Source organism: Novosphingobium sp. JCM 18896 (genome assembly GCF_025938095.1).
Taxonomy (GTDB): Bacteria; Pseudomonadota; Alphaproteobacteria; order Sphingomonadales; family Sphingomonadaceae; genus Novosphingobium.
Genome location: NZ_JAPCZF010000002.1, coordinates 449,401 through 462,846, shown reverse-complemented (window position 1 = coordinate 462,846; position 13,446 = coordinate 449,401). Strand labels below are relative to the sequence as shown.

At 67.9% G+C, this 13,446-nt stretch carries 11 protein-coding genes; 8 read left to right on the top strand and 3 right to left on the bottom strand.

Annotated elements, in window-relative coordinates; all coding sequences use genetic code 11:
* Window positions 1–32: 32 nt before the first annotated feature.
* From lptE to OLX23_RS08070, 4 genes are all read left to right on the top strand, one after another.
* Complete coding sequence (lptE, locus tag OLX23_RS08085; RefSeq protein ID WP_264444908.1) at window positions 33–467, top strand: LPS assembly lipoprotein LptE; 435 nt, start codon at window positions 33–35, stop codon at window positions 465–467.
* Window positions 464–1,486 (top strand): DNA polymerase III subunit delta, encoded by a 1,023-nt coding sequence (holA, locus tag OLX23_RS08080; protein WP_264444296.1) that lies wholly within the window; start codon window positions 464–466, stop codon window positions 1,484–1,486. Before lptE ends, holA begins: the two co-directional genes overlap by 4 nt.
* Before the next feature lie 165 nt (window positions 1,487–1,651).
* Window positions 1,652–3,046, top strand: coding sequence for a L,D-transpeptidase family protein (locus OLX23_RS08075; RefSeq protein WP_264444294.1), 1,395 nt, complete (start codon window positions 1,652–1,654; stop codon window positions 3,044–3,046).
* Window positions 3,047–3,154: 108 nt separating this feature from the next.
* Window positions 3,155–5,260 carry a putative bifunctional diguanylate cyclase/phosphodiesterase gene (locus OLX23_RS08070; RefSeq protein WP_264444293.1) on the top strand — a complete coding sequence of 702 codons (2,106 nt, stop codon included), beginning with the start codon at window positions 3,155–3,157 and terminating at the stop codon, window positions 5,258–5,260.
* 208 nt (window positions 5,261–5,468) lie between these two features.
* Here OLX23_RS08070 and OLX23_RS08065 read toward each other — a convergent pair whose 3' ends face one another.
* The gene (locus OLX23_RS08065; protein WP_264444292.1) at window positions 5,469–7,397 is read right to left on the bottom strand and encodes a PKD domain-containing protein; all 1,929 of its coding nucleotides are present in this window, start codon (window positions 7,395–7,397) and stop codon (window positions 5,469–5,471) included.
* Window positions 7,398–7,564: 167 nt separating this feature from the next.
* On the opposite strand from OLX23_RS08065, the gene OLX23_RS08060 reads away from it, so the two are divergent.
* From OLX23_RS08060 to OLX23_RS08050, 3 genes are all read left to right on the top strand, one after another.
* Entirely contained in the window at window positions 7,565–8,425 is an 861-nt protein-coding gene (locus tag OLX23_RS08060) for a TIGR03620 family F420-dependent LLM class oxidoreductase (protein ID WP_264444291.1), read from the top strand.
* Window positions 8,426–8,465: 40 nt separating this feature from the next.
* Window positions 8,466–8,738: a hypothetical protein gene (locus tag OLX23_RS08055; RefSeq protein WP_264444290.1), complete on the top strand. Its 273-nt coding sequence runs from the start codon at window positions 8,466–8,468 to the stop codon at window positions 8,736–8,738.
* A gap of 82 nt (window positions 8,739–8,820) precedes the next feature.
* Window positions 8,821–10,005 (top strand): amidohydrolase family protein, encoded by a 1,185-nt coding sequence (locus OLX23_RS08050; RefSeq protein WP_264444289.1) that lies wholly within the window; start codon window positions 8,821–8,823, stop codon window positions 10,003–10,005.
* A gap of 128 nt (window positions 10,006–10,133) precedes the next feature.
* Here the strand turns inward: OLX23_RS08050 and OLX23_RS08045 are convergent, their stop codons facing one another.
* Window positions 10,134–11,111 carry an alpha/beta hydrolase gene (locus tag OLX23_RS08045; RefSeq protein ID WP_264444288.1) on the bottom strand — a complete coding sequence of 326 codons (978 nt, stop codon included), beginning with the start codon at window positions 11,109–11,111 and terminating at the stop codon, window positions 10,134–10,136.
* A gap of 119 nt (window positions 11,112–11,230) precedes the next feature.
* Between OLX23_RS08045 and OLX23_RS08040 the strand changes: the two genes are divergently transcribed.
* Window positions 11,231–11,536 (top strand): hypothetical protein, encoded by a 306-nt coding sequence (locus tag OLX23_RS08040; RefSeq protein WP_264444287.1) that lies wholly within the window; start codon window positions 11,231–11,233, stop codon window positions 11,534–11,536.
* Here the strand turns inward: OLX23_RS08040 and recQ are convergent.
* Window positions 11,533–13,362: a DNA helicase RecQ gene (gene recQ / locus OLX23_RS08035; RefSeq protein ID WP_413629789.1), complete on the bottom strand. Its 1,830-nt coding sequence runs from the start codon at window positions 13,360–13,362 to the stop codon at window positions 11,533–11,535. The genes OLX23_RS08040 and recQ overlap by 4 nt on opposite strands.
* Window positions 13,363–13,446: the final 84 nt, after the last annotated feature.

Below are 13,446 nucleotides of genomic sequence, written 5' to 3'. Positions count from 1 at the left end.
CGCTCCTGCTGGCCGCCTGCGGGCTCCAGCCGATGTACGCGGGCGGGGGCAGGGGCGCGGTGGCCCAGGGTCTCGCGGGCATCGACGTCTCGCCGATCGAGGGCAAGTCGGGCTGGCTCGTGCGCAATGCGCTGAACGACCGGCTCGGCGCCGCGAGCAGTGACAGCGGCGCGCCGCGCTACCGGCTCGACATCCGGCTCGACGACAAGCTCGAGGGCCTGGCGCTGCTGTCGAACGACACGATCGGCCGCGAGCGCCGGACCCTGCGCGCGCGCTACCAGCTCGTCGATCTGAGCACGGGCCAGATCATGCTCGACGCCAGCGACGGTTCGGACGCGGGCATCGACGTGGTCAGCTCCGAATATGCGACGATCGCGGCCGAGAACACCGCGCTCGAGAACCTGGCCAAGGACGTTGCCGATCGCATCGTCACCAAGGTGGCGCTGCAGCTCCGCAAGCAGCAGTGAAAGCGACCGGGCGCGACTTCGCCGGCATGGCCGCTCGCGCGGCCGCCGAGGCGAAGGTCTTCTTCTTCTGCGGCGACGATTCGAGCGCGCACGACGCGGCGCAGAAAATCCTCTCGCTGCTGCCCGATCCCGGCGAGCGCATCGAATTCTCGGGAGCCGATCTCAAGCGCGATCCGGTCAAGCTCGGCGACGAGGCGCGCTCGAACTCGCTGTTCGGCGACAAGCGCCATATTTTCGTGCGCGGACAGGGCGACGATACCTTCGACGCCGTCCAGGTTCTGCTCTCAGGTGATGTCGAGCCCTGCCCGGTGCTGATCGTCGCGAGCGGCGCGACCGACAAGTCGCGCACCGCCAAGCTGCTTGCCGACCGGCCCGACGCGCTGATGGCGATGTTCTATCCGCCCGATCTCAAGTCGGTTGCCGCCTCGGTCCGCGCCATGGCCGATGCTGCAGGCCTGCGTATCGGCGGCGACCTGGCCGAGCGGATCGCGCGTTCGGCGGGGCTCGACACGCGGCTGGCGCGGTCCGAGGTGACCAAGCTCGCGCTCTATCTCGACGCCAGCGCCGAGAGCCCGCGCAGCGCCGACGCCGCGGCGATCGAGGCGATCGGCGCCAAGACCGAGGAGGATGGCTTCGGTGCCTTGGTCAACGTCGTGCTCGGCGGCGAGAAGGCGAAGATCCCCGGCGAGCTGCGGCGGATGCGCGAGCTCGGGCTCAACCCGATCGGTCTGCTGCTGGCGATCGAGCGCCGCGCGGCACAGCTCGCCGCGCTTGCGGCCAAGCTGGGGCCGAGGGGTGACGTCACCGCCCTGCTCAAGGCCGAGGTCCAGGCGCGGCGCGTGTTCTGGAAGGACGAGCGCGAGCTCGGCGCGCAATTGCGCCAGTGGCGCGGGCGCAAGCTCGAGCGACTGGTCGACAAGCTGGTCGGCCTGCATCGGTCGCTCTTGTCGAACAGCCAGGATTCCGAATTGCTGCTGTCGCAGGGTCTGGCGGAGATCGCGCGGGCGGCTGCGGGTTAGGCCTACCGCGATATTCACTGGAATCCTTCACGATTCATCGCAGCGTAAGCCGCAATGCTTGATGCTTGCCGCCGAAAAGGGCAAAATCGTGACGCGGGGCACCGCTCATGGAGCACGCCCCGGCAGCCAGCATAGATGGTCTACAAGATGAAGCAGGGGACGAAGGTGGAATTGCGTAAAGCGCTGATCGCGGGTGTGTTCGCGGTGTCCGGAGCGGTCGTGGCCGCACAGCCCGTGATCGCACAGGCCCCGACCGCGCAGCCGCGTCGCACGCCCGCGCCCGAGGTGTTGCTGCCGACCCCGGCGCCGGTCGTCGCCCCGCCTGCGCCGACGACCAAGGCCGGCGCGCCGGTGATCGGCATTCCCGAAGTCCAGCCGCTTCCCGTGGCCGAACCCGTCATGGCCTGGCCGCTCGCCGATGCGCGCGCGCTGCTCGCGGTGATCGACACGATCGACGGTGAAGGCCTGTTCGCGAAGGACTACCAGCCCGAGGCGCTGCGTGCGGCGATCGCCGGCGGCGCTGGCTCGGCGCTCGATGCCGTGGCCAGCAAGAGCTTCGCCTGGCTGGCCGAAGACCTGCGCGATGGCCGCACGCCGATGGAATCGCGCGTGCAGTGGTTCGCGGTCGATCCCGATCAGGACGAGACGCCGACGAGCATGCTGATGACCAAGGCGCTGGCGACGCACAACGTCGCGGGCACCCTGGCCGAACTCGCGCCGACCCATCCCGACTACCAGGCGCTGAAGGCGGCGCTGGCGACCACGCCGAAGACCGACGCGGCGACGCGCTCGAAGATCCGCATCAACATGGATCGCTGGCGCTGGCTGCGCCGCGATCTGGGCGAGATCTACCTGATCGCCAATGTCCCCGAATTCCAGCTGCGGCTGATGAAGGCCAACCACCAGCTGGTGAAGACCTTCCGCACCGTCGTCGGCAAGCCCGGCCGCACCGCGACGCCGCAGCTGGCCGAAGAGGTCAAGGCCGTGGTGTTCAACCCGACTTGGACGGTGCCGCAGTCGATCGTCGTCGGCGAAGGGCTCGGCGCTTCGCTGATGCGCGCGCCGCGCAAGGGCTACAAGGTCACGCGCAATTCCGACGGCAGCCTGACCGTGGTGCAGCAGCCCGGGCCGAGCAATTCGCTGGGCGTGATGAAGATCGACATGCCCAATCCGCACGCGATCTATCTGCACGACACTCCGGCCAAGCAGTATTTCAACCAGGCGGTCCGCGCCGAGAGCCACGGTTGCATCCGCACGCAGAACGCGCTGGTGCTGGGCATGACCATGGCCATCATGGGTGCCGACATGCCGCAGGAGCAGCTGATCGCCAACGCCACCTCGGGCAAATATACCAAGGTGCCGATGACGCGGACTTTCCCCGTCTATATCAGCTACTTCACCATGGGTCAGGATACGGGGATGACCGGCAACGTGGTGTCCTATGCCGACATCTACCGCCGCGATGCACCGGTCCTGGCGAGCTTTGCCAAGGCGCGCGAGCTCAAGACCACGCAGCGCATCAGCAGCGAGCCGGTGATCCAGCTCGACAATCCGCTGTAAGCTCCGGCGCGGGCCGTCGAAGCCGTCGAACTGGCGGAAATCCGCGGTTTCGACGGTTTCTTAACGCTTTACCCTTATCGCTCCCCTGAAATCCTCAGGGGGTACGCCATGGAATACAGTGCGCCCGGCCCGTGCGGAGCCGGCGACGACCAGGACGAGACCACGCTCGATGCGCTGACGCGCGCCGAACGGGCGGTCGATCGCGCGGAAGCACGCCTGCGCGAGGCGATCGAGGCGATGCCGCACGGCGTCGTCTTCCTCGATCCCGAAGGCCGCTACATCCTCTGGAACAAGCAGTACGCCGAGACCTACCAGCGCTCGGCCGATCTCTTCCACGTCGGCGCCCGGCTCGCCGACACCCTGCGCCAAGGCGTCGAGCGCGGCGACTATCCCGAGGCCGTCGGCCGCGAGGACGCCTGGATCGCCGAACGCCTCGAACTGCTGCAGAACCCGCGCGGCCGCCACGAACAGATGCTGGCCGACGGCCGCTGCATCATGATCGAGGAGCGCAAGACCGCCGACGGCGGCACGATCGGCCTGCGTGTCGACATCACCGAGATGAAGGCGCGCGAGGAAGGCTTCCGGCTGCTGTTCGAAAGCAATCCGGTGCCGCTGCTGGTCTACGATCCGGTCGAGGAATGCGTGCGCTCGGCCAATGCCGCGGCGGCCGAGCACTTCGGCTATGCCCTGGCTGAGCTCGAAGGCCTGGCCGCCGAGCGTCTCTTCGCCGCCGACGAATGGCCCGAGGCGCGGCGCCTGCTCGCCACCTCGTGCTCGGACAAGGATCGCTTCTGGCGCCAGGTCGCGCGCGACTGGAGCGAGATGGAATCGGTGCTGTTCACCCGCCAGTCGGTGATCGACGGCCGGCTCGCGACGATCGTCTCGGTCTTCGACGTGACCGAGCGCCGCAAGGCCGAGGCCCGTATCGAGCACATGGCCAAGCATGACGAGCTGACCGGCCTCGCCAACCGCGCGCATTGCCGCGAGGGGCTGCAGGACATGCTCGACGAACTGCCGCAGACCGGCGGCACCGTCGCGATCGCGATGATCGATCTCGACATGTTCAAGCAGATCAACGACAGCTACGGCCACCATGTCGGCGACATTGTACTCGCCGAAGCGGCGCGGCGCATGCGCGCGCTGACCCCCAAGCAGAACGCGCTGCTCTGCCGCCTGGGCGGCGACGAGTTCGCCGTAATCTGCCAAGCCAAGACCGACGAGAAGATCGATCTGATCACGCGCTCGATCGTCACGGTCATGGCCGAGCCGATCACCGTCGCGGGCACGACCCTGCACATCGGCGCCACGATTGGCATCGCCTTCGCGCCCGAGCACGGGCTCGATGCCAATCACCTGCTGCGCTACGCCGATCTCGCACTCTACGCCGCCAAGGCCGACCAGCGCGGCACGGTCCGCCGCTTCGAGCCCGAGATGGACACGGCCGCGCAGGAAAAGGCGCGGCTCGAAAACGACCTGCGCCGCGCCGTGCGTCAGGGCGAGTTGGTCATCCACTACATGCCGCTGATCGATCTCGCCGGTAACGACGTCATCGGTTACGAGGCGCTGCTGCGCTGGGAGCATCCCGAGCGCGGGTTGCTCTACCCCGACAGCTTCATCGGCCTGGCCGAGGAGATCGGCCTGATCGACGTGATCGGCCAGTACGTGCTCCAGGCGGCCTGCCGCGAGGCGGCATCGTGGCCGGGCAATCTCAAGGTCGCGGTCAACGCCTCGCCGCTGCAGTTCCGCGGCGGCAACCTGCTCAACATCGTGCTGCAGGCGCTGGCGATGTCGGGGCTCGATCCGGCGCGGCTCGAGATCGAGATCACCGAGGCGGTGCTGATGGATCGCAGCCCGGCGATCGCGCATCTGCTCGAATCGATCCGCGCGCTCGGCGTCGGCATCTCGATGGACGATTTCGGCACCGGCTATTCGTCGCTGTCCTATCTGCTCAGCTACCCCTTCACCAAGATCAAGATCGACAAGAGCTTCATCATGGGGCTGGCCGAGCCCAATTCGAAGGCCGTGGTCAGCGCGATCATTGGCCTGGGCCAGAGCCTGGGCATGACGGTCACCGCCGAAGGCATCGAAGAGCCCGAGCACATCGAATACCTCAAGGGCATCGGCTGCGGTCAGGGCCAGGGCTATCTAATCGGCAAGGCCCAGCCCGGCGATAAGCTGCCGCACGCGCAGGAACCACGCCGCAACGTCGCCTGAGTTCGGTTGCGGGGGCCCAACAAAGAGCCGGGCGCGGGGAGGTCCCCGGCCCGGCCATGCGCGCCAAGCGTCGGATCAGCGCGGTTCGGCGAACCTCTCGGTTCGTGGTGCCTTTTGAACATGGGGCGCCGCGCCGCCCGTTCAACCCGCCGGGTGCATCGCCCCTGCGGTTTGCCGCGAGTTCGCCGCGTCCCGGCGCAGCGATACTTTAGCGCACCACGATCCGTGCCCGCGCGAGGTTGAGCACGCGCGCATAGGGCGTCGCCGGGTCGCCCTGGCGATGCGCGCCGACGCGGACGACGGCGAAATAGGTGCCTGGCACGGCGTAGGCGTGACGCGTCGACAGGGTCATCGTTTCGGCAAGTGTGCTGACGCTCGCGGGGGTGAAGTCCCCGCTTCCGTCGAGATCCCATTCGACCGATACCACCTTGCCCGCACCCGGCGGCACGGTGATCGTTGCAGTCAGTGTCATCTCTTCGCCGACCGCGACTTCGGCTCGGTTGTTTCCGTTGGCCAGAAGATCGACCACCGGCTGCACGCCGCCGCGCGCTGCGGCTTCGGCGGGGACGATCACCTGCGTGTCCGCGACGGCATAGTTCGTTTCGGAAGGTTTGCGGCCCGTCTCCACCCAGGCCGCGAGATCGCGCAGCGCCTGCTGCAAGGCGCCTGAGAAGCTGGCGACCTGGGTGCGCTGGAGCGGGGTCAGCGGGTTCTCGTGATGCGCGCGATCGACGAACCACAGCGCGAAATTGTCGGCGAAGTCGGCGCCTTTGGCCTCGCGCACCAGCGAACGGTACCAGTCGGCCTGCCAGGCATAGGCGTCGATATCCATCAGCGCCGAGAGCATCAGCACTTTGCCCTGGACATTGCCGGTCAGCACCGCGCCCGCAGCGTTGGCGGTGCCGGCCGGGCCGACCAGCACCGGGCGCTGCGGATAGATCGGCTGACCGGCGGCGTCGCGGAACTGGTTCCAGCCGTAGTAGTCGGTGGTCGGCGGCACCTGATGGCGGTGATAGGTCTCAAGCGCGAGTGCCCACGAATTGTCGATGCGCACCTGGTCGCCGGCGCGGATGCCCGCGGCCTTGGCGTGGTCGAGCACGGCGATCAGGTGGACGGTCCTGCCCTCGACCCGCGCGATCGGCAGGCTCGCGCCCGCGGACTCGCCGCTGAGCACGACGAGGTGGCCGTTCTGGCCGTCGCCTTCGGGCAGATCGGCCAGTTCGATCACGAAAGGCGGGCCGCTGACTGCGGCGACGGTCGAATCGAAGCGGAAGCGCGCCTCGCCGATTGAACTGGTCGGATCGGTGCCGAGGTAGCCGGGCTTGGACCAGAAGTCCTCGGCATAGGTCGGGTCCATCATCGGGATCATGCCCGAGATGTTGGCGAAATAGCCGCTGTCGAGCGTCTCATGCAGGTACCAGCCGCGCGGCGGGAAGCCCATCAGCGTGACCTCGCGCAAGGCGCCGGCCTCTTCCTCGGTCAGGCCTTCATAGGGATCACCGCTGCCGCCGACCTCGACCGCATCGGCGATCCGCGCGAAGACGCCCGGTCGCTGGCGCAGCACGCGCAGGGCATGCATGCGCACGGTGAACATGCTCGGGATCGCGTGATTGCAGCCTGGGACGAAAGGCACGAAGCCGTCCCAGACGCCGCTGGTGTTCTCGGCCGCGCCCATCGTCTGGTAGGCGCCGCCCGAACCGCCGAACAGGTAGCCCCAGGGGCGATGCTCGCCGTAGAGCTCGGCCGCGACCTGCCGCGAGAACTTCGCCGCCGCCGCGTTGACGCGATAGGCGGCGATCGCCGGATCGGCGCCGGGGTTGCGGAAGACCAGGCCATTGTTGGTCTGGACGTAATAGGCGCCCGAATCGAGCGTAAAGCCGAGATCGCCGACCGCCACTTCGAACTGGATCGGGAAGGGCCCGATGTCCGAGGTCACGGCCATCGGATAGGTGTTGTGGAAGAAGCGGCCCTGGTACTGCAGCTTGAGCGGGAAATAGAACGAGAAGCGCGCGTCGGTGCCTTTGAAGCCGCCGCTCACATAGCGGTGCGGCACGGGCTCGGTGCGATCCTCGGAGATGTCGACGAAGGGATCAGCATAGTCGGGATCGATCGAATCCGCGGTCACGTGAATCGGCATGGGCGTCTCTCCCGTTCATTATGTTTCCAAGTGATAACATGCGTGACCGCCGGCTTGTCAATCGTGACGGGCATGCTTTTCGTTCCAGAGATGAAAGCGCGAATGCGCTTGCCGCTTTCGGGCTCGCACCGCAGGATCGGCCAAACGGATATTTCGGAGAGACTATCATGACCGTACCCAGCCTGGGCCGTCTCGGCATCTGGTCGATGGAACTGCGCTTCGGCGACCCCGGCGAAGCGGCCGAGGCTGCGGCCGAGCTCGACGAACTGGGCTATGGGGCGATCTGGTTCCCCGGCGGCATCGGCGGCGACGTCACCGGCGATTTCAGCCGGCTGCTGAACGCGACCAAGCGCACCACGCTCGCCACGGGCATCATCAACCTGTGGAAGCACGAGCCCGCCGAGATCGGCGCCTGGTGGAACGGCCTGTCCGACGATCACAAGGCGCGCGCGCTGCTCGGCATCGGCATCAGCCACGGTCCGCTGATCGGCGAGAACTGGGGCAAGCCGATCCCGGTGACGCGCGACTGGGTCGAGCGGCTGACGGCGCTGGGCGTGCCCGCGGACAACCAGTGCCTCGCCGCGCTCGGCCCCAAGATGGTCGCGCTCTCGCGCGATCTCACCGCTGGCGCGCATCCCTATCTCGTCACGCCCGATCACACCGCGATCGCGCGCGAGATCCTCGGGCCCGGCAAGCTGCTTGCGCCCGAGCAGGGCGTCGTGCTCGAAAGCGATCCGACCAAGGCGCGCGATCTCGCCCGCGGGGCGGTCGATCACTATCGCGCGCTGCCCAATTACCGCAGCAACTGGGTGCGTCTGGGCATTGCCGAGGAAGACATCGAGGCGATGAGCGACAGCTTCATCGACGCGCTGTTCGCCTGGGGCGGGGTCGAGCAGATCGCCGAACGCGTGAAGCAGCACCACGATGCCGGCGCCGATCATGTCTGCCTGCAGGTGATCGCGCCGCAGGGCACGCCGATCGCCACGCAGCGGCAGGCCTGGCGCGAGATCGCCGAGGCGCTGCTCTAACGGGCTTGCGCGGTCGTTCATCGGACCCCAAGTGAGTCCGATGAACGACAAGATCACCAGCGCCATCGAGCGCGTCACCGAACTGGAATCCGAGCTCGAGGCATCGACCGACGCGACCACCGGCGGCGATGCGCTCGGCCGCGCGCGCGAGATCCTGCACCGCTGGGTCGACAGCGTCACCGCCGTCGTCGCCACGCCGGGGATGGGGCGCGTCGTGCTGATCCACGACAACGGCAGCGAATCGCGGATCTCCTCGCCCGATCTGCCGATGCGGCTGGCCGTGCCCGTGACCTTCGCCGAGAAGTCCGACTAAGCAGTCGATTGCGCTTCGCCCAAGCGCTTGCTACAAACTCTCATGACATCCGGACAAGCCCGGAGCCTGGGAGATTTGGGACATGGCCGAAGCCGATTTCGACGTTAACCAGCAGTTCGAAGCCGAGCCGCGCGTGGCCGACTACGTGGTCGATGCCGACGTCCACGTCACCCCGCCGCCGACCTTCTGGGCCGAATACCTCTCGCCGCAGTTCCGCGATCTCGCGCCCAAGGTCGAGAGCGAGGGCGAGTTCGACTACATCGTCTTCGAGGGCCAGCGCCGCGCGGTTAACCTCATGGCCTCGCAGGCCGGCCGCACCTTCGACAAGTACAAGAACGCGGGCAAGCTCTCGGACCAGCGCCTGGGCGGCTGGATGGTCGACAAGCGGCTCGAGGACATGGACCGCGACGGCATCGACAAGGCCGTCTGCTTCGGCGGCGGTCCGCTGGGCACGGGCAATCTCGAACTCTATCTCGACAGCTTCGACGCGTTCAACCGCTGGCAGTCGGACTTCTGCGCCGATTCGAACGGCCGCATTTTCGCCTGCGCCTATCTGACCACGGTCGACGTCGACCAGACGATCGCGGGGATCAAGGCGGCCAAGGCGCGCGGCGACGTCGCGGTGAACCTGCCGGCCTTCCCGCAGTCGATCAGCCAGTTCACCAAGGAGGGCGCGGTCTGGCAGGCGATGACCGGCGATCCGCAGGGCGCGCGCCAGTATCGCGATCCCGAATTCGACAAGCTCTGGGCGACCCTGGTCGATCTCGACATGCCGGTCACCTTCCACCTCGGTGCGCGGATCTCGCGCTTCAAGGACAAGACCAACTTCCTCTGCGACCTGCCGATGGGCAAGCCGGCCATGCTCGAGATGATCAACATCATGCTCTATTCGGGCGTGTTCGATCGCTTCCCGACCCTGCGCGTCGGCCTGATCGAAAGCGGCGTGGGCTGGATCCCCTGGGCCTGCGAATACATGGACCGCGCCTGGGAGATGCAGCGCCACTGGACCGAGTGCGCGATCAAGCATCCGCCCAGCTACTACTTCGACCAGAATGTCTACGCCTCGTTCATCGAGGACCCGGTCGGGGTCGAGCTGCGCCACAAGCCCGGTGCGAAGAACATCATGTGGTCGTCGGACTATCCGCATTCGGAGACGACCTTCCCGCACTCGCACAAGGCGATCGCGCGGAACTTCCAGGGCGTACCCAAGGACGAGATGGACTGGATTCTCTCGGGCTGCGCCGAGAAGTTCTTCGGGCTGAAGTAAGAAGATCGTCCCCCATTGGGAGGGGGACCGCGTCGCGTAGCGGCGTGGTGGAGGGGTGTCCTGGTCGTCGGTTACACCCCTCCGTCAGCGCCACGCGCTGCCACCTCCCCTTGTAGGGGAGGATCGGTTCATCGGCCCCACCGCCTCTCGCAGAAGCCGCGCACTTCGGTGTCGAGTTCGGCTTCTTCGGGGGTGCGGTTGCCGAAGGCGCCGTGGGCGGCGGCTTCGAGGACGTGAAGTTCGGCCGGAACGCCCGCCGCGCGCAGCTTGCGGTGGAGCCGCACCGCGTTCGACAGGAACACGTCGCGCGTGCCCGCGGTGAGCAGGGTCGGCGGGAAGCCCTTGGCATAGTCGCCGAACAGCGGCGAGACGTAGGGATCGCGGAGGTCGTGTCCACCGGCATAGAGCAGGTTCGCCTGCATCAGGCTGCCCATGCCGTCGATCCCGGCATTGGTGCGGAAGGTGTCGCCCGATTCGGTCAGGTCGATCTCGGGCGAGAGCAGCACCACCGCGGCGGGCAGCGGCAGGCCCTCGTCGCGCGCGCGCAGCACCATGGCCGCGGCGAGGTTGCCGCCAGCCGAGGCGCCGCCGACGATGATCTCCTGCGGATCGCGGTCGCGCAGGAGCATGCGGTAGAAGGTCAGGCAATCGTCGAGTCCGACGGGGAACGGGTGATCGGGCGGCATGCGATAGTCGGGCGCGATCACGCGTGCGCGGACATAGCTGGCGGTGTTGACCGCCATGGCTTTGCAGACCTCGCCCGCGCCCATGATCAAGCCGCCGCCGTGGACGTCGAGGAAGACGCGGCGATTGGCGGGATCGAGCCCGGCGGGCAGGACCTCGAAGCCGCGCGCCGATCCTTCGGCGATCTCGCGGACCGTGCCGTCGAACGGCTTCCCGCCGCCGAGGTGGACGGTCAGGATCATCGCGTCGCTGGCGGCGATGCGCTGGCGCCAGGCTTCGGCGTCGTCGAGCGCGGGATAGACGTTGGCGCCTTCGGGTGGTCGCGGCATTGCCAGCCAGGCCTGGGCCTCGGGGCTCAGATGCGCGGGGATCGGGATCTCGCGCGCGGCAATGCGCAGCGCGCCGGTTTCGCCTTCGGCCATCGTGTCTCTCCCATGTTCTCGTTGCCGCCAGCATCACCCCGGGCGACGTTGCGTGCAAGGCAAGCGCGCGTGCACGACACGAGATCGCCGGGGCGCAGTAATGCTGCTAACGTCGCCACATGGTCTGGGATCTGCGCCGCGCCCTGCTTGCGAAGGAGGAGTTCGAATCCTCCCGCCTGACCGACTTCGAATTCCGCGAGATGGTGCGGGCCTTGCGCCTGGTCGCGGCCGACCTGGCGGTGGAGGTCACCCCGGTTCTGCACGAACTGACCGACCACGGGCTCGATGCCGGGCTGGCGCTACTGGCACGGGTTGCGGAACGCGAGCCGAGGTCCGTCGAACTGCTCTACTACGAGGCCCGACCCGAAGCGCGGCGTCAGCTCATCGCCGAACGCGGCGATCCGACGCCCTATCGGTTGGGTTAGTGCTGCCGGATCACCTGCAGAAACGCATCGCCGTAAGCCTCGAGCTTGCGCGTGCCGACGCCGCCGATCTCGCCGAGCGCGGCCAGCGAAGCGGGGCGTAGCGCCGCCATCTCGCGCAAGGTCGAATCGTGGAAGATGACATAGGGCGGCACGCTTGCTTCCTGCGCCAGCGCGCGGCGCAGCTCGCGCAGCGCGTCGAACAGCGGATCGCCGACCGGATTGACCCCGCCGCCGCTGCCGCCGCGCCCCTGGCCATTGGCTCGCCGCCCCCGCGGTTCCTTCTTGGGTGGCAGGACGAGCTGGACGCTCGCGTCGCCCTTGAGGATCGCCCGCGCGTCGCCGCCGAGCATCAGCCCGCCGTGCTCGGTCGATAGCAGGCTGCCCCGCGCCTGGAGTGCGCGCGACAGCGGCTTGAGCAGTTGCACCTCGTCGCCCGCGACGATGCCGAAGACCGAGAGCTGGTCGTGCCCGCGCGTCAGCACGCGATCGTCGGCCTGGCCGAGCAGCACCTTCTCGACGTGGCCGAAGCCATAGGTCTGGCCCGTGCGGAACACCGCCGAGAGCAGCTTCTGTGCGGTGACCGTGGCGTCGACCACGCCCGGCGCGTCGAGGCAGTTGTCGCAATTGCCGCAGCGTTCGGGCGGATCCTCGCCGAAGTGCCGGAGCAGGATCGCGCGGCGGCAACCGCCGGTCTCGACCAGCACCGCCAGCGCGTTCAATCGCGTGTTCTCGCCCGCGCGGCGGCTTTCCTCGATCTCGGACAGACGCGATCGCGCCTGGGCGAAATCGCCCGCGGCCCAGAACATCACCGCCTGGGCATCGTCGCCGTCGCGCCCGGCGCGGCCGGTCTCCTGGTAATAGGCCTCGATCGACTTGGGGATGCCCTCGTGCGCGACGAAGCGGACGTCGGGCTTGTCGATACCCATGCCGAAGGCGATCGTCGCGACGATGACCATATCCTCGGAGGCGACGAAGGCGGCCTGGTTGCCCGCGCGGACCTGCGGATCGAGCCCGGCGTGATAGGGCAGGACCGTGCGCCCGGTCGTGGCGGCCAACTGCTCGGCCAGCTTCTCCGTCTTCGCGCGCGAGGTCGTATAGACGATGCCCGGACCGGGCACGTCGGCCATGAGCTGGGCAATCTGCCGCGCGACGCTCTCGCGGTGGCGGATCGTGTAGCGGATGTTGGGCCGATCGAAGCCGGCGACGATCAGCCCCTCTTCGGGAATGCCGAGCTGGGCGAGGATGTCGGCGCGCGTGTGCGCGTCGGCGGTCGCGGTCAGCGCCAGCCGCGGCACTTCGGGAAAGGCGTCCATCAGCGGACGCAGCAGGCGATAGTCGGGGCGGAAGTCGTGGCCCCATTCGGATACGCAGTGCGCCTCGTCGATCGCGAAAAGGCAGATTGGCGCCTTGGTCAGCAGCTCGCGGAAATGCGGCTGGCTCGCGCGTTCGGGGGCGACGTAGAGCAGGTCGAGTTCGCCCGCGCGGAAGCGGTCGATCGTCGTCTCGCGGTCGGCGTCGGCGCTGGTCAGGGTCGCGGCGCGGATGCCGTTGGCCGTGGCCGAGCGCAACTGGTCGTGCATCAAAGCGATCAGCGGGCTGATGACGACGCAGGTGCCCTGCTGCATCACCGCGGGCAACTGGTAGGTCAGCGACTTGCCCGCGCCGGTGGGCATGACCGCCAGGGTCGAGCGCCCCGCGAGCACCCGCCGCACCACGTCCTCCTGCACGCCGCGGAAGGCGGAGAAGCCGAAAGTCGCGTGCAGCGCTTCGGCGGGATCGATCAGCAGGTCGGGCACGCGGCGCTTATGGCAGATCGCTGCGCCCACGCAAACGGAAGCCCCGATCGTTCCAACAATGCCGGTTTCGCGGGGGCCGGGATGGACTAGGCTCGCGCAAAATCCTGGGAGAGC